The sequence below is a fragment of the Inquilinus ginsengisoli genome (genome assembly GCF_050434925.1).
In the GTDB taxonomy this organism is placed as follows: domain Bacteria; phylum Pseudomonadota; class Alphaproteobacteria; order DSM-16000; family Inquilinaceae; genus Inquilinus; species Inquilinus ginsengisoli_B.
This window is the reverse complement of record NZ_JBNDJK010000001.1, coordinates 341,640-359,044: the sequence shown is the minus strand read 5'-3', so window position 1 is coordinate 359,044 and position 17,405 is coordinate 341,640. Positions and strand designations below refer to the sequence as shown.

The following is a 17,405-nucleotide window of genomic DNA, read 5'->3' as shown; positions in this document are numbered from 1 at the left end:
CGTCACCAATAGTATCTGAGGTTCTTCGCCCAGGCCGTGTTGCCGTAGCGCGACTTCAGCGTCTGGAACCACTGCTTGCGCTGGTTCTGCGGGATCTCCTGCGGGCCGCAGCTGTTGCTCTGGCTCGGCGCGAAGCAGTTGATGGCGCGGTACAGGGCGTAGGCACGGTCGGTGCGGCCGGCCTTCCCGTCGGCCATCACCTTCATGTAGCCGTCCAGCCGGGAATAGGCCTTGCCCGGGAACTGGGTGGCGGTGCCGCCCAGCTGCTGCTCGTCCGGCTGGCGGTCGAGGGCGTAGAAATCCAGCCCGTTCCGCAGCACGAACTCGCCCAGGCAGTTCAGCCCCTGCGGGTTCTCCGGGCTCTTCTGCAGCGTCGCCGCGATCTCGCGGATCGACGGGCAGGTGTAGTCGGATTCGGCCGAGGCGCCGTCCCAGTGGAACAGGGTCAGGGACTGGTCCCAGGGCACCGACGGATCCTCCGGCAGCGGGTCGGGCAGCAGCGCCAGGTCGGTGCCGAAGCCGCGGTAATGGCCGCGCATCAGGTCCTTGTACAGCAGCGTGAACAGGGCGGTGCGGCGCTCCTCCTCCGTCGCATCCGTCGCCTTGGCCTGCTGGCGCAGCAGCGCCTGCCCGGCCAGGTTGCGCAGCAGGATCCGGCGGATCTCCGGGCTCTTGACCGGTGATCCGGGCTCGAAGACGGTTGTCAGCTTGCCGCTGCGCTCGTAGTTCATGGCCAGCGCCAGCTCCAGCTGGGCCCGCTGCAGCGGCTTGGCCAGCGGGATCAGCTGCAGCCACAGCGCCTGCGCCCCGGCCGAGTCGCCCTTGGCCTCCAGCGCGAAGCCGCGCAGGGTCTGGCGGCTGAACTCGAGGAAGCTCATGGTACCGGTCGGCACCGTGTCCGGCAGGCTCTTCAGCGTCTCGTCCGGCGACTGGGCGACGTAGAACTGATAGGCGGCCACCAGATAGCCATGCAACTCCGGCCGGTCGGCGAAGCGCGGCTTCTGCTGCTCCAGCGTGTCCAGGCCGATGATCGGGCCGCCGTCGCCGGCGACGTCGATGCCCTTGTCGCGCATCACCATCAGGTCCATCACCGCCAGCAGCGTCGGGTCGGTGACATCGGCACTGCGCTTGGAGATCAGCAGCTTGTTGTCGGTCTCCTGCACCAGCGCGTCGAGCGCGGCGGCATCGGCCGGGGTCTTGCCCAGCAGCCCGGCATAGGCGGCGGCCAGCCGGGTCGGGTCGTCGCCCAGCCAGTACACCCGGCGCAGCAGGCCGCGGGCCGAGGCGGTGTAAAGGCCGCTCGGATAGGCCTGGAGATAGGCCTCGAACGCCTTCTCCGACTCCGCCAGCACGGTGCGGTCGACATTCTCCAGCTTGGGATAGCCCATCTCGTCGAAGGCGTTCTGCTGGGCCTGGTTCAGCAGGGTGCGCGCTTCCAGGTAGCGCGCCGTCTCCTGCAGCCAGGGCTGGGCGCTGCCCTCCAGCGCCTTGAACGCCTCGGTCGCCTGCGGGAAATCGCCGGCATAGAAGGCGACCGCGCCCTGCAGATAGCCGGCGAACTGCTTGCCCGGTGCCGACTGCACATCGGCCGGCACCAGGCTGGCCCGCTGCTCCTCGTCCCAGCTGCAGGACCCCAGCATGGCCAGGCGCGCCCGCGCCAGGGACAGCCGCTCGGCGGCGGGTAGATCGGTGCTGCCGACCAGCTGCTGCAGGAAGGCGCGGGCCGCAGCGTCGTCGTTGCTGGCGCAGCGGCTGCCCTCGCCGGTGGCGAACAGGTTGGCGCTGCTGTCCGCGGCGGCGGAGGTCACGGCTTCGGGTGGCACGCCGATGGTCTGGGCCAGCTCGGCCACCGCCGTGCGATCGGGATCGCCGGCAGGCTGGGTCTCGACCACGGCCGTGTCGGCGCCCTCGACGGCGGGCGCCTCCGCCGGCGCGTCCTCCTGCGGGCCCAGCCGGTCGAGCGGGAACGGCACCAGCGCGTAACCCATCTCGCGGTCGTATTCCGAAGGCGGGCCCTCCGGCATCGGCGCCAGCCCCTGATCGGCCAGCAGCAGGCGCAGATTGACCCGGCTGTCATTGGCCGGGCTCAGGAAGGGCAGGTTGTTGCAGCCGTCGAGCCCGTCCTGCTTCAGCGACCACATCACCGAGCAGCCGAAATCGCCGCTCGCCTGGGCCGCCTGGAGGCCGATGCCGCTGAGCAGCAGCACCATCGGAAGCAAACCGCGCCGGATCATTGTTCCTCCCTTGCCCCATCGCGACCGTGGGAATCATCTCCGTCCGGTCGTATCAGATCGCCCGCCCGGCCGACAGGCCCGATCCTGTCCACGGCACGCGGCGAAATCTTGGCCAGGCCAAGGCGATCTCAGATCCCGCCCGCCACCTTCAGCACCGTGGCGGTGGTGTAGCGCGCGGCGCCCGACAGCAGCCAAGCCACCGCCTCGGCGATCTCCTCCGGCTCGCCCGGCCGGCCGGCGGGGATCCGCGCCGTCACCCGCTCCAGCCGCCCCGGCGCGTGGATCCCGGTCCGGATCATGCCCGGCGACACGGCATTGACCCGGATGCCCTCGGCCGCCAGCTCGCGGCCCAGGCCGATGGTGAAGCTCTCGATCGCGCCCTTGGTCGCGGCGTAGTGGACGTACTCGCCCGGGCTGCCGGTCTGCGCCGCGATCGACGACAGGCTGACGATCGCTCCCTTCGTGCCGGCGGCGCGGAAGCGGCGCACCGCCTCCCGCGCGCACAGGATCGGGCCGACCAGGTTGACATCGACCACCTGCCGCAGCGTCTCGGTCTCCAGGTCGGCCAGCAGGCCGTTGCGGCCGGTGATGCCGGCATTGTTCACCAGCCCCCGCACCGGCCCGAAGGCGGCTTCGGCGTCGTCGAACAGGGTCCGGATCTCGTCCTCGCGCGACACGTCGGCGGGCACCGCGATCGCCCGGCCGCCGACGGCGGCGATCTCTGCGACCACCGCCTCGGCCGCGGCCGCATCGGCGCGGTAGTTGACGCAGACCGCCCAGCCGTCCCGCGCCGCCCGGCGGGCGATGGCGGCTCCGATGCCGCGGCCGCCGCCGGTAACGATGAGCAGGCCATGGCTCATAGCGTCAGCAGCCTTTCGGCGAAATCGGCGATCGGCGCGCCGTCAACCATCAGCCCGGCCGGCACCGAGAAATGACCCTGCGGCCGGACATGGACCTGCGCCTCCGGCACACCCCAGCGCCGGGCGATGGCCTGGCCGCCGGCGAAGGGGGTGACGTCGTCCTTGCTGCCCAGCACCATGAAGACATTGCCGGTGTCCATCTGCGGCCGCTCCACCGGGTCGGTCAGCGGCCGCCAGCGGCTCAGCGACGCCTCGGTCCAGCCGGCAGCCGTGAGCGCCCGGTCCAGCCCGAAGGCGCGGGCGAAGGAGCCGCCGAGCGCGATCTCTTCGATCCCCTCCGAGGTGGTGAACAGCAGCAGCGCGTCCGGCCGGCAGTCGGCCGGCCAGCCGCCGCAATGGGTGGCGGCCAGCTGCGCCGTCAGGGCGCCGAAGCTGATGCCGGTCCAGCCCACCGCGCCGCGGCTGGTCTGCCGGGCCCAGCGGGTCAGGATGCCGACCTCGCGCACCGCCGCCGACAGGTGGTCCAGCGCGCCGAGCGGCGTCGACGCCACCATCGGCTCGCCGGCATAGGTGCCAGGGCGCTTGCGCCTACCGTGCCAGGGCGCCTCGACCAGCACCACCCGCAGGCCGCGCCGGACCAGGGATTCGATCTCCGTCAGCGGGCCGCGCAGATGGTCCGGCTCCATGCAGACGCCGTGCAAATGCACCACGGTGGACGGGTTCACCACATTAGCCGGGGTGAACACCCGGGCCCAGCACGGGCTCTCCACCGCCGGCTCGGGCGTCGCGAAGGTCAGCCAATGGTCGGTGCCCAGCTCGCTCGGCAGCCGCCGGGTCTCGGCGATCGCCGGCAGCAGCTCGGGCAGGCGATAGGCGTTCTGCGGATCGGCCCGCCGGGCGCCGTGCCGGGCCTCGACCTCGGCCTCGCTCGGGATCGCCCAGCGGCAGGCCGGGATCTTGCGGTTGTTGCCGAACAGGGCGAAGCGCAGCCGGCTGGTGGTCAGGGCCGAGGCGGCGTCCAGCCGCGCCTCTTCCGCCGCCACCGCATCGGCCAAGGGCGCGGTGGTGGAGAACAGCAGGCGTTGCCACTCCGCCTCCGCCTGGCGGTGCTGCTCGGTCAGGCGGGCGACGTCGCGCAGGGTCCGGCCCAGCCAGACCGGCCGCTTGCCCAGGGCGTCGGGCGGCACGTCCAGCTCGGCGCAGAAGCGGCGCAGGTCGCCGTCGGAGGCGATCGCCGCGGCCAGGCTGCGCGACGCCGGCAGGAACCAGCCGCGCAGCAGGGCCAGCGACATGCCGTCGAACCAGGGCCGCGCCACCAGCCGGCCCAGGGGCGTCCGCATCAGCCGCATCAGGTCGGGCCGCGGCTTGAGCCGCACCGGCCCGGGGCTGCGCCGGCGCTGCGCCCGCTGCCGGGCCGACAGGTGCAGCACCCGCCGCAGCTCCGGCCATTCGATCAGATCGTCGGCCTCCTGCAGCGTCGCCCAGCGCGCCTGGGCGGCGTCGTCGCCGGCCACCGGCTCGCCGGACCGCCACTCGGCCTCGACATCGATGATGGTGTAGTGCCACTCGACGTCGCCCGCGGCGTCGCGATGGATCGAATCGACCGCGGTGACGATGCCGATCGCCTCGGCCTCCACCCCGGCCTCCTCGCGGGTCTCGCGCAGCGCCGCCTCGAACAGGGTCTCGCCCAGCTCCTGGCTGCCGCCGGGGATGCTCCACTGCCCGGCCTGGGGCGCCTTGCCGCGCTGGATCACCAGCAGCCGGTCGTCGCGCCAGACGATGGCACCGACGCCGATTCTCGGCCTGTCCATGGCGGGTGACGTACGGCTGTCCTGCGGCATCGGCCTACTGGAACGCCACTTCGGCGAAGCTGCGCAGCTTGCGGCTATGCAGCTGCTCCAGCCCCAGCTCGCGCAGCCGCTCCATGGCGCGGATGCCGATCTGCAGGTGCTGGCCGACCTGCTGCTTGTAGAAGGCATCGGCCATGCCGGGCAGCTTCAGCTCGCCATGCAGCGGCTTGTCGGAGACGCAGAGCAACGTGCCGTAGGGCACCCGGAAGCGGAAGCCGTTGGCGGCGATGGTCGCGCTCTCCATGTCCAGCGCGATGGCGCGGCTCTGGCTGAAGCGCTGCACCGGCTCGCTGTAGTCGCGCAGCTCCCAGTTGCGGTTGTCGATGGTGGCGACCGTGCCGGTGCGCATCACGCTCTTCAGGCTGTAGCCGCTGAGGCCGGTGATCTCGCCGACCGCGCGCTCCAGCGCCACCTGGATCTCGGCCAGCGCCGGCACCGGCACCCAGACCGGCAGGTCGGCATCCAGCACATGGTCCTCGCGGACATAGCCATGGGCCAGGACGTAGTCGCCCAGCTTCTGCGTGTTCCGCAGGCCGGCGCAGTGGCCCAGCATGATCCAGGCATGCGGCCGCAGCACCGCGATGTGGTCGGTGATGGTCTTGGCATTGGACGGGCCGACGCCGATGTTGACCATGGTGATGCCGGAATGGTCCGGCCGGGTCAGGTGATAGGCCGGCATCTGCGGCAGCCGCGCCGCCGGAGTGCCGCGGGCCCGGCCGCCGGGCATGGTGATACGGTCGCCCGGCTCGATGAAGGCGTCGTAGCCGCCGCCGTCGCCCTGCATCAGCCCATAGGCGATGCGGATGAACTCGTCGATGTAGAACTGATAGTTCGTGTACAGGACGAAGTTCTGGAAATGCTCGCAGCCGGTGGCGGTGTAGTGCTTCAGCCGGAACAGCGAGTAGTCCGCCCGCGGCGCCGTGAACAGGGCCAGCGGATGCGGCTCGCCCGGCCGGGTCAGGGCGGTGCCGTTGACGATGCTGTCGTCCATCATCGCCAGGTCGGGCAGGTCGAACACCGCCCGCATGTGCAGCATGCGCTCGCGGGTCAGGTCGCCCTCGACATGCATGCCGTCGGGGAAGGCGAAGTGGATCGGGATCGGCGTGTCGCTGACCCCGACCTCGACCGGCACATGGTGGTTCTGGATGATCTGCCCGATCTGCTCGGTCAGGTAGCGGTGGAACAGCGACGGCCGCGTGATGGTGCTGGTGAAGGTGCCCGGCCGGTCGACGAAGCCGTAGGCCAGGCGGGTGTCGGCTCGGCTGAAATCCTGCACCGTGACCGACAGGTAGGGATAGCAGGCGCGCACCCGGCTCGCCGGCTCCTCGCCGCGGGAATAGGCGCGGAAGGCGTCGCGCAGCAGGCCGGTGTTGGCGTCGTAGATCGCATGCAGCCGGGCCACCGCCTCGGCCGCATCGTGGAACTGCTCGGGGGCGAAGGGTCGGGGAGCGGCGGTCTTGCTCATGACTCGACTCCCATCAGCGACCGGCCGAACTGTTCGGGGTCGAAGGGCCGCAGGTCGTCGATGCTCTCGCCGACGCCGATGGCGTGCACCGGCAGGCCGAAGCGCTCGGCCAGCGCCACCAGCACGCCGCCGCGGGCGCTGCCGTCCAGCTTGGTCAGGATCAGGCCGGTGACCGAGACCAGCTCGCGGAACACCTCGACCTGGTTGTGCGCGTTCTGGCCGGTGGTGGAATCCAGCACCAGCAGCACGTCATGCGGCGCGGTCGGGTCGATCTTCTTCAGCACGCGGATGATCTTGGCCAGCTCGGCCATCAGATTGTCCTTGTTCTGCAGCCGGCCGGCGGTGTCGATCAACAGCACGTCGCGGCCCTCGGCCTTGGCCCGGGTCAGCGCGTCGAAGGACAGGCCGGCGGCGTCGGCGCCGGGGTTGGCGGTGACCACCGGGCAGCCGGAGCGTTCGCCCCACACCTGCAACTGATGCACCGCGGCGGCGCGGAAGGTGTCGCCGGCCGCGATCATCACCGACCGGCCGTCCTCGCGCCATTGCTTGGCCAGCTTGCCGATGGTGGTGGTCTTGCCGGTGCCGTTGACGCCGACCACCAGCACCACCTGCGGCTTATGTGCCGGCGACAGGGTCAGCGGCTTGGCCACCGGGCGCAGGATCTGCGCCACATGGTCGGCCAAGGCGCGCCGCACCTCGTCGTCGGACACCTCCTTGCCGAAGCGGGTGCGGGACAGCTCGGCGGTCAGCTTGGCGGCGGTGGCCGGGCCGAGATCGGCCTGGATCAGCAACTCCTCCAGCTCCTCCAGCGTCGCATCGTCCAGCTTGCGCTTGGTGAAGATGCTGCTGATGCCTTCGGTCAGCTTGGCGGAGGAGCGCGACAGCCCCTCCTTCAGTCGGGTAAACCACCCTTTTTTCGGCGCCCCTGCGCCGCTGTCATTCATCTGTTCTGTCATGGCCGCTTCTTAACACGCCGCATGTGACCTCCGTAAGTCGGCGCCGCGCGGGGCAGGGGCGCCACAAGAAAAGGGTTGCAACCGGCCCGCCTCCGGGACTGAAATGGCGACATCGGCTGGGGTGCCCACCGTTACGGCGGGCTGAGATCATACCCATCGAACCTGACCTGGATCATGCCAGCGGAGGGAGCCTGAGATGACCGGCGTTCCGATTCCGTCCTTTTTGCAAACCGACTCCGTCGGCCCGACGCCGTTGCGCGGCGCCCGACCTCGCGTCGCCATCATCGGCGCCGGGGTCAACGGCCTGGCCATCGGCTGGCGCCTGGCCCGCGCCGGCTGCCCCGTCGACGTCTACGACCGCGGGCCGGTCGGGCGCGAGGCCAGTTGGGCGGCCGCCGGCATGCTCGCCGCCGGGCTCGAAGCCGAGCCGGGGGAGGAGGCGCTGTTCGGCCTGTGCCGCCGCGCCCAGGAGCTGTGGCCCGGCTTCGCCCGCGAGGTCGAGGCCGCGTCCGACCGGCCGATCGGCTATCGCGACGAGGGCACGCTGGCCGTGGCCCTGACCCGCGACGACGCGGCGGAGCTGCGCTTCTCTGCCGAGTACCAGGCGAAGCTCGGGGTCGATCTGCGCTGGCTCACCGGCGCCGAGCTGCTGCAGCGCGAGCCGATGCTGCGGCCGGGCCTCGCCGCCGCGGTGCACAGCCCGGCCGACCACCAGGTCGACAACCGCTGGCTGGTGCCGGCGCTGGCGGAGGCGCTGCGCCGAGCCGGTGGCGGGCTGCACGACCATGCGGCGGTCGAGGCCGTGGTCACCGATCACGGCCGGGCCGCTGGCGTGGTGGTCGCCGGCGAGGCGCGGCCGGCCGATGTCGTGGTTCTTGCCGCCGGCGCCTGGTCCGGCGGCATTCCCGGCATCCCGCGCGAGGCGCTGCCGCCGGTCCGGCCGGTGAAGGGCCAGATGCTGGCGCTGCAGATGGACCCGGCGGCGCCGCTGCTGCGCCATGTGCTGTGGGCCGGCAAGGCCTATCTGGTGCCGCGCCTCGACGGCCGGCTGATCATCGGCGCCACGGTGGAGGAGCGCGGCTTCGACACCACCGTCACCGCCGGCGGCCTGCTGTCGCTGCTCGACGCCGCCTGGCGCGCCCTGCCGGGGATCGAGGAACTGCCGGTGATCGAGAGCTGGGCCGGCCTGCGCCCCGGCAGCCGCGACGACGCGCCGGTGCTCGGCCCTTCGGCGATCGAGGGGCTGGTCCTCGCCACCGGCCATCACCGCAACGGCATCCTCCTGCTGCCGGCCACGGTCGAAGCCATCGCCGGCACCATCCTCGATGGCAGGCTGCCCGAGGCGGCGGAGCCGTTCCGCATCGACCGCTTCACCCGCATCGCGGAGGCCGCGCAATGAGCGTGCCAGGGAGTGTGAATGTGAACGGAGAAGCCGAAGCAGCGGCCGGGATCAGCGTGCTCGACCTGCTGCTGGCCAAGGGCATCGACCCGGCGGCGCGCGGCACCGCCGTGGCCCTGAACGACGCCGTGCTGCCGCGTGCCCGCTGGCCGGAGCATCGCCTCGCGGCCGGCGACCGGGTCGAGATCGTCCGCCCGTTCCAGGGCGGTTGAGGAGTACAGGCCATGCAAGATCCCTTCATCATCGCCGGCGTGGCGCTGCGCTCGCGACTGTTCATCGGCTCGGCCGGCTACGCCAACCGCCAGCTGATGCTGGATTCGATCGAGGCATCGGGGGCCGAAATCGTCACCGCCTCGATCCGCCGGATCAGCCTGGAAGGCTATGCCGAAAGCCTGGTCGACCTTGTCGGCGACCGCTGGCGCCTTTTGCCCAACACCGCCGGCTGCATGACCAAAAGGGACGCCATCCTGACCGCCCAGCTGGCGCGTGAGGCACTGGGCACCAATTGGCTGAAGCTGGAGCTGATCGGCGACCGCGAGACCCAGTATCCGGATGTCGCCCAGTTGGTGGAGGCGGCGGCGGAGCTGGTGCGCGACGGCTTCGTGGTGCTGCCCTACTGCAACGACGACCTCGTCACCTGCATGCGCCTGGCCGATGCCGGCTGCGCGGCGGTGATGCCGCTCGGCTCGCCGATCGGCTCCGGCCTCGGCATCTCCAACCCGCATGCGATCGAGATGATCTGCAGCCGCATCCAGGTGCCGGTGGTGCTGGACGCCGGCATCGGCACCGCCTCGGATGCGGCGCTGGCGATGGAGCTCGGCTGCTCCGCCGTGCTGCTGTCGACCGCCGTGGCCAAGGCGCGCGACCCGGTGCGCATGGCCCGGGCCATGGCCGCCGGGGTCGAGGGCGGTCGCCTGGCCTCGCGTGCCGGCCGCATCCCGAAGCGCCGCCTGGCCGATCCCTCCAGCCCGCAGCTCGGCCTGATCGGGACGTGATGGGCTCATGACCGGCCTGCCGTCGCCGGCGCTGCTGCTGATCACCGATCGGCGTCAGGCGGCGCGGCCGCTGGAAGGCGTGGTGGCCGACGCGCTGGCCGCCGGCTGCCGTTGGGTCAGCCTGCGCGAGAAGGATCTTGCGGCGGCGGAGCGTCTTGCTTTGCTGCGCCGGCTGCGCGCCTTGGCCCGCCCGGCGGGGGCGGTCATTACCGTCCATGCGGATCTGGAGGCTGCGGCCGAGGCCGATGGGCTGCATCTCGCTGCCGGCGGCGACCCCGAAGCAGCGCGGCTGCGACTCGGGTCCACCGTCCTTATCGGCGTCTCCTGCCATGCCGGGGATGAGGTCGACGCCGCCTTTGCGGCCGGGGCCGACTACGTCACCCTTGGTCCCTTGGCGTCGACCGCGAGCAAACCGGGCTACGAACCCACGCTGTCCCCGGCCGAGGCCGGCGCCGTCGCCCGCCGTCATCCCGGCCGGGTGATCGCCCTGGGCGGGGTGGGAGCCGAACATCTGTCGCGCCTCGTGGCCGCCGGTTTCGCCGGCGCCGCGGTGATGGGCGGGGTGATGCGGGCTGCCGCTCCGGGGGCCGTGATCCGCGAGTATCTCGCAGCGCTCGGCGCCGGCCCGGCCTGACCGCCTGCCGTGAGAGCCGCACGGCGTGCTATGAGGTCGGGGCCGGATGGGAACCCCGCCTCCATGAAGCTGCGGCCGCTGCGCCTCCTGGAATTCGTCCTGATCACCGTCCCCGGGCTGATCGGTCTGGTCCTCGCCCTGCGCGCCGCCGGGCCGCTGATCGACCTCGTCCAGGCCGAGCTGGGCCGGACGCCGGAGGCGCAGGAGGTCGAGGCCACGCTGACCGCCTGGATCCGGGCCGGGACCTCGCCGGAGCAGATCGACGCGGAACTTGCCCAGGCCTTCGCCGAGGACGACATCGACGGGGCCGCGGTGTGGCTGAAGGTGGCCGAGATGACGGGTTATCCCGTCAGTCCGGAATGGCGGGCGCGGTACGAGGACGAGACCTCGACGGCCAGCACCGCGGTCCGGACCGCCCGGCAGGTGGTCGCCGGCGCCGTGACCGGGGAGGGCCAGGGCCTCTCCGGCCTGGCCGGCGCCTTCGCCGCCGACATGACCTTCGCCGGCGACCTGCGCGACATCGGCCGCGAGCTCTGGCATTTCGGCAACAGCGAGCCGGTGGACGAGCTGGCGCTGGGCCTGTCGGGCATCGGTCTGACCCTGACCGCGGCGACCTACGGCTCCGGCGGGGCCATGGCCCTGCCGCGCGGCGCGGTGTCGGCCTTCAAGATCGCCCGGCGGACCGGCCGGCTTTCGGCCCGCTTCGCCGAGCGCCTCGGCCGAATGGTCGCCGATGTGGTCGATTTTCCAGCCCTGCGCCGGCAGGTGCGGGAGGCCGGGTGGCGGGACACGATGATGCGGCCTGGTGCGGTCTTCGCCGCCGCGATCCGCCGCGACCGGCTGGACGGGCTGGATGACGCCGTCAGCGCCGCCGGCCGGGTCGCCGACCGGGTCGGCCCGGCGCAGTCGGTCGAGCTGCTGCGCTATGTCGACGACGTGCCGGACCTGCGGCGCATCGACGAGCTGTCGGCGCTGATGGGCGACCGCACCTTGGCCGTGTTCAAGGTGTTGAAGCGCGGCGCGCTGACCACGGTGAAGGCGACCATTCGCTGGTCGCGGCGCCTCGCCGACCTGACCGCCACCGTGCTGATCGGCGCGATCAGCCTGATTTTTGCCGTCGCGTATTGGCTGCGGCTGCTACTGCTCGGCCTGGTCTACGGCCTGTGGTGGGGCTGCCGCGCCTGCCTCGCCGCCCGCTGAGCGATCAGCCGTCCAGCAGGCCGCGTGACAGGATGCCGGCGAAGCTGGTCTCGGCCGGGCCGGTCATCAGCACATGGCCGTCGCTCTCGCGCCATTCGATCAGCAGGGTGCCGCCGTCCAGCTCGACCCAGGCGGTGCGCTCGGCCAGGCCGCGGCGCACGGCTGCGACGGCGGCGGCGCAGGCGCCGGTGCCGCAGGCCTGGGTGACGCCGACGCCGCGCTCCCAAACCCGATAGCGCAGCCGGTCGCGGGCCAGCATCTGGACCACGCCGATATTGGCGCGCTCGGGGAACAGCGGGTCGTGCTCCAGCACCGGGCCGACACCGTCGATCTGCACCTTCTCGGCGTCCGGCACGAAGAATACGGCGTGCGGGTTGCCCATCGACACGCCGACCGCGTCCGACAGCGCGCCGGACGACACCGGCAGGTGCAGCGTGTCGGCCTCATGCGCCAGTGGAATGTCCTGCCAGCCCAGCCGGGCCGGGCCCATGTCGACGGTGACGCCACCTTCGGGGGCGCTGCGGCACTCCAGCAGGCCGCCGCGGGTCTCGATCACCGCCTTATCGGAGCCGCTGTCCGCCATCACCAGCGCGGCGACGCAGCGCGTGCCGTTGCCGCAGGCGCCGGATTCGGTGCCGTCGGCATTGAGGATGCGCATGAACACGTCGGCGCCTGCGGTCTGCGCCGGCTCGATCACCAGCAGCTGGTCGAAGCCGACGCCGCGATGCCGGTCGGCGATGCGCCGCGCCTGGTCGGGCTGGACCGCGATCGGCCGCTCGCGCGCGTCCAGCACCACGAAGTCGTTGCCCAGCCCGTGCATCTTCCAGAACGGCAGCCCGTCCATCGCCTGCTCCCCAGTCTCTCCCGCTCTCATATGGCATCGATCGCCCTCGATGCGCGAGGGCCAAGCCCTGCGTGATCGACAGGGCGAGGGCCGGCGGCTAGCATGGCGGCCGACGGTGCCTCGGGAGACCGGGGTGAAAAGGGAAGCCGGTGAGCCCTGATCGGGGCAATGCCGGCGCTGCCCCCGCAACTGTAGGCGGCGAGCCCGCGCCCGAAGCCACCGGCTGATCCCGCGAAGGGGGCGCGCGGCGGCGACCCGCGAGCCAGGAGACCTGCCGTCGGATGTGTGCGTGTGACGGGGCGGGGTGTCCCCGGGCGGCGCGTCGGGCGGCAGGCGGGGGGCCTGTCCGGCCGGCCCCCTCCCGGACCCCTGCCGAAGGCGGGAGACGCTGTGGTGTCCGATCTGACCGTGCGGCCGCTGGGGACCGCGGATGTGCCGATGCTGCTCGACATGCTGCGCGAGCTGGCGACGTTCACCGGCGACCCCGCGGCGATGACGGCGCAGCGCGCCGATCTCGACGAGGCGCTGGCCGAGGTGCCGCCGCGCTTCCGTGGCCTGATCGCCGAGGATGGCAGCGGCGTGGTCGGCTATGTCAGCTACACCATCGACTATTCGGTCTGGACGGGCGGCGACTTCATCCGGATCGACGACGTCTATGTCCGCGACCGGGCGCGCGGCCGCGGCATCGGCCGGCAACTGATGCGGGCCCTGGCCGATATCGGCGTGTCCCAGGCGATGCGGGTGCGCTGGGAGATGGCGTCGGACAATGCCGGTGCCCGCCGGCTCTATGCCGGCATCGGCGCGCAACCGGAGGACAAGACGATCTGGCGCTGGCCGGTCGCGGCCATGGAGGCTTTCCTCGACCGCAGCGAGCCGCCGCACTCGACCGCCGAGGGTGCCGTCCCCTCCGAGGCCGGCCGCGGCCTGCCGGGCGAGGACGGGTTCATCCTGGTGCTGCGCCGGGAGAAGGACTGAGCGGACAGGGCCGCATTGACTCTGCGGCCCCACCCGCCTAAAAGACCGATCGTTGCGGGATCGGCCCGCAGCGAGACCCCAAGGGGTGCCGCCAGTTCGCGAGTGTCGCGCACTGGCGTTTTTCCGTTTGGGATCGCGGGATTGTTTGTGCCACGGGATTCGGGGCGATCATGTTCGAAGGTCTGAGCGGCCGTCTCGGCGACATCTTCGACCGGCTTCGCAAGCGCGGCGCGCTGTCGGAGGCCGATGTCGGCGCCGCCCTGCGCGAAGTGCGCGTGGCGCTGCTCGAGGCCGACGTCGCCCTGCCGGTGGTCAAGGACTTCGTCGACAAGGCGCGCGAGCGGGCGGTCGGGGCGGAGGTGCTGCGCTCGGTCACTCCCGGCCAGCAGGTCATCAAGATCGTCCATGACTGCCTGATCGAGATGCTGGGCGGCACGCCCGGCGAGGCGCCCGACCTCAACGCCGCGACCCCGATCAACCTGGTCGCCGTGCCGCCGGTGCCGGTGCTGATGGTCGGCCTGCAGGGTTCGGGCAAGACCACCACCACCGGCAAGCTCGCCCTGCGCCTGAAGGACCGCGACAACCGCAAGGTCCTGATGGCGTCGCTCGACACGCGGCGCCCGGCGGCCCAGGAGCAGCTGAAGATCCTGGGCGAGCAGATCGGCGTCACCACCCTGCCGATCGTCCCGGGGCAGGAGCCGCTGGCCATCGCCCGCCGCGCCATGGAGCGCGGGCGGCTCGAGGGCTTCGACGTCGTCCTGCTCGACACCGCCGGCCGTCTCGCCATCGACGAGGAACTGATGGCCGAGGTGGTGGCGATCCGCGACGCCACCAAGCCGACCGAGACTCTGCTGGTGGCCGACGCCATGACCGGCCAGGACGCGGTCAACGTCGCCCGCACCTTCCACGAGCGGGTCGGCGTCACCGGCATCGTCCTGACCCGAGTCGACGGCGACAGCCGCGGCGGCGCCGCCCTGTCGATGCGCGCCGTCACCGGCCAGCCGATCAAGCTGATCGGCGTCGGCGAGAAGATGGACGCGCTGGAGCTGTTCCATCCCGACCGCATCGCCAACCGCATCCTCGGCATGGGCGACGTCGTCAGCCTGGTCGAGCGCGCGGCGCAGACGATCGAGAAGGAGGATGCCGAGAAGCTCGCGGCCAAGATCCAGAAGGGCGAGTTCGACCTGGAGGACCTGGCCTCCCAGCTGCGCCAGATGCGCAAGATGGGCGGCTTGCAGGGGCTGATGGGCATGCTGCCCGGCGTCGGCAAGATCAAGGACCAGATGAAGACCGCCGGCATGGACGACAAGATGATCAAGCGGCAGGAGGCGATCATCTCCTCGATGACGCCGGTCGAGCGCCGCAACCCGAAGATCATCCACGCCAAGCGCAAGGTGCGGATCGCGGCCGGCTCCGGCACCTCGGTGCAGGATGTCAACAAGCTGCTGAAACAGCACCAGCAGATGGCCGACATGATGAAGCGGATGAAGAAGCTGGGGAAGGCCGGGATGATGCGCGGCATGCCCAAGCTGCCGCCCGGCATGCTGCCGCCTGGCTTCAAGATGTGAGGGACGGTCCCGGCCGCCCTTCGTGAGTTGTGAGTTTCGTAAGTTTGACCTGAGGAGAGTACCGTAATGTCCGTCAAGATCCGCCTGACCCGCGGCGGCGCCAAGAAGCGCCCGTTCTACTCGATCGTGATCGCCGACACGCGCAGCCCGCGCGACGGCCGCTTCATCGAGAAGGTCGGCACCTACAACCCGATGCTGGAGAAGGATCATCCGGAGCGGCTGGTGCTGAAGGCCGAGCGCATCAAGCATTGGCTGTCGGTCGGCGCCCAGCCGACCGATCGCGTCGCCAAGTTCCTCGGCCAGGCCGAGCTGGCGCCGATGCCGACCTATCCCGAGACGCCGAAGAAGTCGGCGCCGAAGGCGAAGGCCCAGGAGCGTGCCAAGGCTGCGGCCGAAGCCGCCGCCAAGGCCGCCGAGGCTCCGGCCGAGGCCTGATCTGTACCAGTTTCTCTCCTCGCCTTCCTGTTGTCATCACCGGGCTTGACCCGGTGATCCAGAGGCTTTCGACGCCGCTCGGGCGGCCCCCCTGGATGCCCGGGTCAAGCCCGGGCATGACAAGAAGGAAAGGCACTGAGAGGAGCGGAACCGCAACCGGACCATCCCCGATGTCCTCATCCTCCAAGATCTGCGTCGGCCAGATCACCGGGGCGCACGGCGTCCGTGGCCTGGTGAAGGTCAAGCCCTTCACCGCCGCCCCGGAGGACCTGACCGCCTATGGCCCGGTCTCGGACGAGGCCGGGGCGCGCCATCTCGCGCTGCAGCTGCTGTCCTGGGCCAAGGACCAGTGGATCGCGCGGGTCGAGGGCGTGGCCGACCGCGACGCGGCCGATGCGCTGCGCGGCCTGCGGCTCTATGTCGACCGCGCCGCCCTGCCGGAGGCCGAGGAGGACGAGTTCTACCATGCCGACCTGATCGGCCTGGCGGCGGTGCTGGCGGACGGGTCGAGCTTCGGCACGGTCCGCGCCGTGTTCGATTTCGGCGCCGGCGAGATGCTGGAGATCGTGCGGGCCGGGGGCAGCGCCGTGATGGTGCCCTTCACCCGGGCCGCGGTGCCGGTGGTCGACATCGCCGGCCGCCGCGTCGTGATCGACCCGCCTGCCGGTTTGCTGGAGCCGGCGGAGCCGCCGGAAGAGGGCGAGGATGACAACGCGGGGGCTGGGGCCTGAGATGCCTTGGACCGCCCGCATCCTGACGCTGTTTCCGGAGATGTTTCCGGGCCCGCTCGGCCAGTCCCTGGCCGGAAGGGCGCTGGCGCGCGGCGACTGGATGCTGGAATCGATGGACATTCGCGGCTTCGCGCGCGATAAGCACCGCTCGGTCGACGACGCCCCCTTCGGGGGCGGCGCCGGCATGGTCATGCTTCCCCAGGTTCTGGACGACGCCGTGCAGGCGGTTCGCCGCCCGGGGGAGCGGCTGATCTATCTGAGTCCCCGCGGCCGGCTGCTCGATCAGGCGATGGTGCGGGAGCTGGCGGCGGAACAGGCGATCGTCCTGCTCTGCGGCCGGTACGAAGGGGTCGACCAGCGGCTTCTCGACGCCCAGGGGGCGGAGGAGGTCAGCCTGGGCGATTTCATCCTGTCCGGCGGCGAGATCGCCGCGCTGGCCCTGATCGATGCCGTGGTGCGCTTGCTCCCTGGCGTCATGGGCAACGCGGAGAGCGCCGGGGAGGAGAGTTTCGGGGCCGAGTTCGGGGCGGGTCTCCTGGAGTATCCGCATTACACCCGGCCGGCCCTGTGGACAGGCGCCGACGGCGCATCGCGCGCGGTGCCGGAGATCCTGGTCTCCGGCGATCATGCGAAGGTGCGGCGCTGGCGGCTGGAACAGGCGGAAAGCATCACCCGGGAGCGACGCCCGGACCTCTGGCAGCGATATCTCGCCGTGAACCCCGAAAGGGCCGAAGGCGGCGAGAGCCACGTCCGAAAGCGCCCGGGCCGAGACCGACGTAGAGACACCAAGGAACAAGAAGGACGAGAGCCATGAACATCATTCAGACGATCGAGCAGGAACAGGTCGACAAGCTGACCGCCGACCGCAAGATCCCGGATTTCCAGCCCGGCGACACCGTCAAGGTGAACGTCAAGGTCATCGAAGGCACGCGTGAGCGCGTCCAGGCCTATGAGGGCGTCTGCATCGGCCGCAAGAACGCCGGCCTGAACAGCCACTTCACCGTCCGCAAGATCAGCTATGGCGAGGGCGTCGAGCGCGTCTTCCCGCTGTACAGCCCGCGCATCGACTCGATCGAGGTCGTGCGCCGCGGTGCCGTCCGCCGCGCCAAGCTGTATTACCTGCGCGACCGCCGCGGCAAGGCCGCGCGCATCACCGAGCGCCGGGACAACAAGCCCCAGGACAGCAAGGCTCAGGACAAGAAGGCCCAGGCCTGACCGCCCGTCCGGACCGACCGTAATTGCTGAAGGGCCGGCGCATT

General features: G+C 71.3%; 17 protein-coding genes and 2 riboswitches. Of the genes, 11 read left to right on the top strand and 6 right to left on the bottom strand.

The window, feature by feature from the left end; translation table 11 throughout:
* Positions 1-2: 2 nt before the first annotated feature.
* The 5 genes from QFZ27_RS01775 to ftsY form a co-directional block, all read right to left on the bottom strand.
* Entirely contained in the window at positions 3-2,234 is a 2,232-nt protein-coding gene (locus QFZ27_RS01775) for a PA5441 family protein (protein WP_429224365.1), read from the bottom strand.
* A gap of 128 nt (positions 2,235-2,362) precedes the next feature.
* Positions 2,363-3,094, bottom strand: a complete 732-nt coding sequence (locus QFZ27_RS01770; protein ID WP_429224364.1) for an SDR family oxidoreductase — start codon at positions 3,092-3,094, stop codon at positions 2,363-2,365.
* On the bottom strand, positions 3,091-4,905 hold the full coding sequence (locus tag QFZ27_RS01765) for an NUDIX domain-containing protein (protein ID WP_429224363.1): 1,815 nt from the start codon (positions 4,903-4,905) through the stop codon (positions 3,091-3,093). Before QFZ27_RS01765 ends, QFZ27_RS01770 begins: the two co-directional genes overlap by 4 nt.
* A gap of 34 nt (positions 4,906-4,939) precedes the next feature.
* The gene (locus QFZ27_RS01760) at positions 4,940-6,409 is read right to left on the bottom strand and encodes an AMP nucleosidase (RefSeq protein WP_429224362.1); all 1,470 of its coding nucleotides are present in this window, start codon (positions 6,407-6,409) and stop codon (positions 4,940-4,942) included.
* On the bottom strand, positions 6,406-7,365 hold the full coding sequence (ftsY, locus tag QFZ27_RS01755) for a signal recognition particle-docking protein FtsY (RefSeq protein ID WP_429224361.1): 960 nt from the start codon (positions 7,363-7,365) through the stop codon (positions 6,406-6,408). The genes QFZ27_RS01760 and ftsY overlap by 4 nt, the downstream gene beginning before the upstream one ends.
* Positions 7,366-7,472: 107 nt before the next feature.
* Positions 7,473-7,571, top strand: a riboswitch (TPP riboswitch).
* On the opposite strand from ftsY, the gene thiO reads away from it, so the two are divergent.
* The 5 genes from thiO (at position 7,562) to QFZ27_RS01730 (ending at position 11,593) form a co-directional block, all read left to right on the top strand.
* The gene (gene thiO, locus QFZ27_RS01750) at positions 7,562-8,764 is read left to right on the top strand and encodes a glycine oxidase ThiO (RefSeq protein ID WP_429224360.1); all 1,203 of its coding nucleotides are present in this window, start codon (positions 7,562-7,564) and stop codon (positions 8,762-8,764) included. It overlaps the preceding riboswitch by 10 nt.
* Positions 8,765-8,784: 20 nt before the next feature.
* On the top strand, positions 8,785-8,976 hold the full coding sequence (thiS, locus tag QFZ27_RS01745; RefSeq protein WP_429224359.1) for a sulfur carrier protein ThiS: 192 nt from the start codon (positions 8,785-8,787) through the stop codon (positions 8,974-8,976).
* 12 nt (positions 8,977-8,988) lie between these two features.
* Positions 8,989-9,759: a thiazole synthase gene (gene thiG, locus QFZ27_RS01740; RefSeq protein WP_429224358.1), complete on the top strand. Its 771-nt coding sequence runs from the start codon at positions 8,989-8,991 to the stop codon at positions 9,757-9,759.
* A 7-nt stretch (positions 9,760-9,766) separates the two neighbouring features.
* Positions 9,767-10,393 (top strand): thiamine phosphate synthase, encoded by a 627-nt coding sequence (locus QFZ27_RS01735; RefSeq protein ID WP_429224357.1) that lies wholly within the window; start codon positions 9,767-9,769, stop codon positions 10,391-10,393.
* Between the two features lie 63 nt (positions 10,394-10,456).
* On the top strand, positions 10,457-11,593 hold the full coding sequence (locus QFZ27_RS01730) for a hypothetical protein (RefSeq protein WP_429224356.1): 1,137 nt from the start codon (positions 10,457-10,459) through the stop codon (positions 11,591-11,593).
* A gap of 4 nt (positions 11,594-11,597) precedes the next feature.
* Here QFZ27_RS01730 and dapF read toward each other — a convergent pair whose 3' ends face one another.
* Positions 11,598-12,437, bottom strand: a complete 840-nt coding sequence (gene dapF / locus QFZ27_RS01725; RefSeq protein ID WP_429224355.1) for a diaminopimelate epimerase — start codon at positions 12,435-12,437, stop codon at positions 11,598-11,600.
* Between the two features lie 96 nt (positions 12,438-12,533).
* Positions 12,534-12,730: riboswitch (cobalamin riboswitch) on the top strand.
* Positions 12,731-12,830: 100 nt separating this feature from the next.
* On the opposite strand from dapF, the gene QFZ27_RS01720 reads away from it, so the two are divergent.
* From QFZ27_RS01720 to rplS, 6 genes are all read left to right on the top strand, one after another.
* Entirely contained in the window at positions 12,831-13,412 is a 582-nt protein-coding gene (locus QFZ27_RS01720; protein WP_429224354.1) for a GNAT family N-acetyltransferase, read from the top strand.
* A 170-nt stretch (positions 13,413-13,582) separates the two neighbouring features.
* Positions 13,583-14,980 carry a signal recognition particle protein gene (ffh, locus tag QFZ27_RS01715; protein WP_429224353.1) on the top strand — a complete coding sequence of 466 codons (1,398 nt, stop codon included), beginning with the start codon at positions 13,583-13,585 and terminating at the stop codon, positions 14,978-14,980.
* A 66-nt stretch (positions 14,981-15,046) separates the two neighbouring features.
* Entirely contained in the window at positions 15,047-15,415 is a 369-nt protein-coding gene (rpsP, locus tag QFZ27_RS01710) for a 30S ribosomal protein S16 (protein ID WP_380305600.1), read from the top strand.
* A gap of 170 nt (positions 15,416-15,585) precedes the next feature.
* Positions 15,586-16,146 carry a ribosome maturation factor RimM gene (gene rimM / locus QFZ27_RS01705; protein ID WP_429224352.1) on the top strand — a complete coding sequence of 187 codons (561 nt, stop codon included), beginning with the start codon at positions 15,586-15,588 and terminating at the stop codon, positions 16,144-16,146.
* On the top strand, positions 16,121-16,960 hold the full coding sequence (gene trmD / locus QFZ27_RS01700; RefSeq protein ID WP_429224351.1) for a tRNA (guanosine(37)-N1)-methyltransferase TrmD: 840 nt from the start codon (positions 16,121-16,123) through the stop codon (positions 16,958-16,960). The genes rimM and trmD overlap by 26 nt, the downstream gene beginning before the upstream one ends.
* Positions 16,957-17,361 (top strand): 50S ribosomal protein L19, encoded by a 405-nt coding sequence (gene rplS / locus QFZ27_RS01695; RefSeq protein ID WP_429224350.1) that lies wholly within the window; start codon positions 16,957-16,959, stop codon positions 17,359-17,361. Before trmD ends, rplS begins: the two co-directional genes overlap by 4 nt.
* The last annotated feature ends 44 nt before the right edge of the window (positions 17,362-17,405 follow it).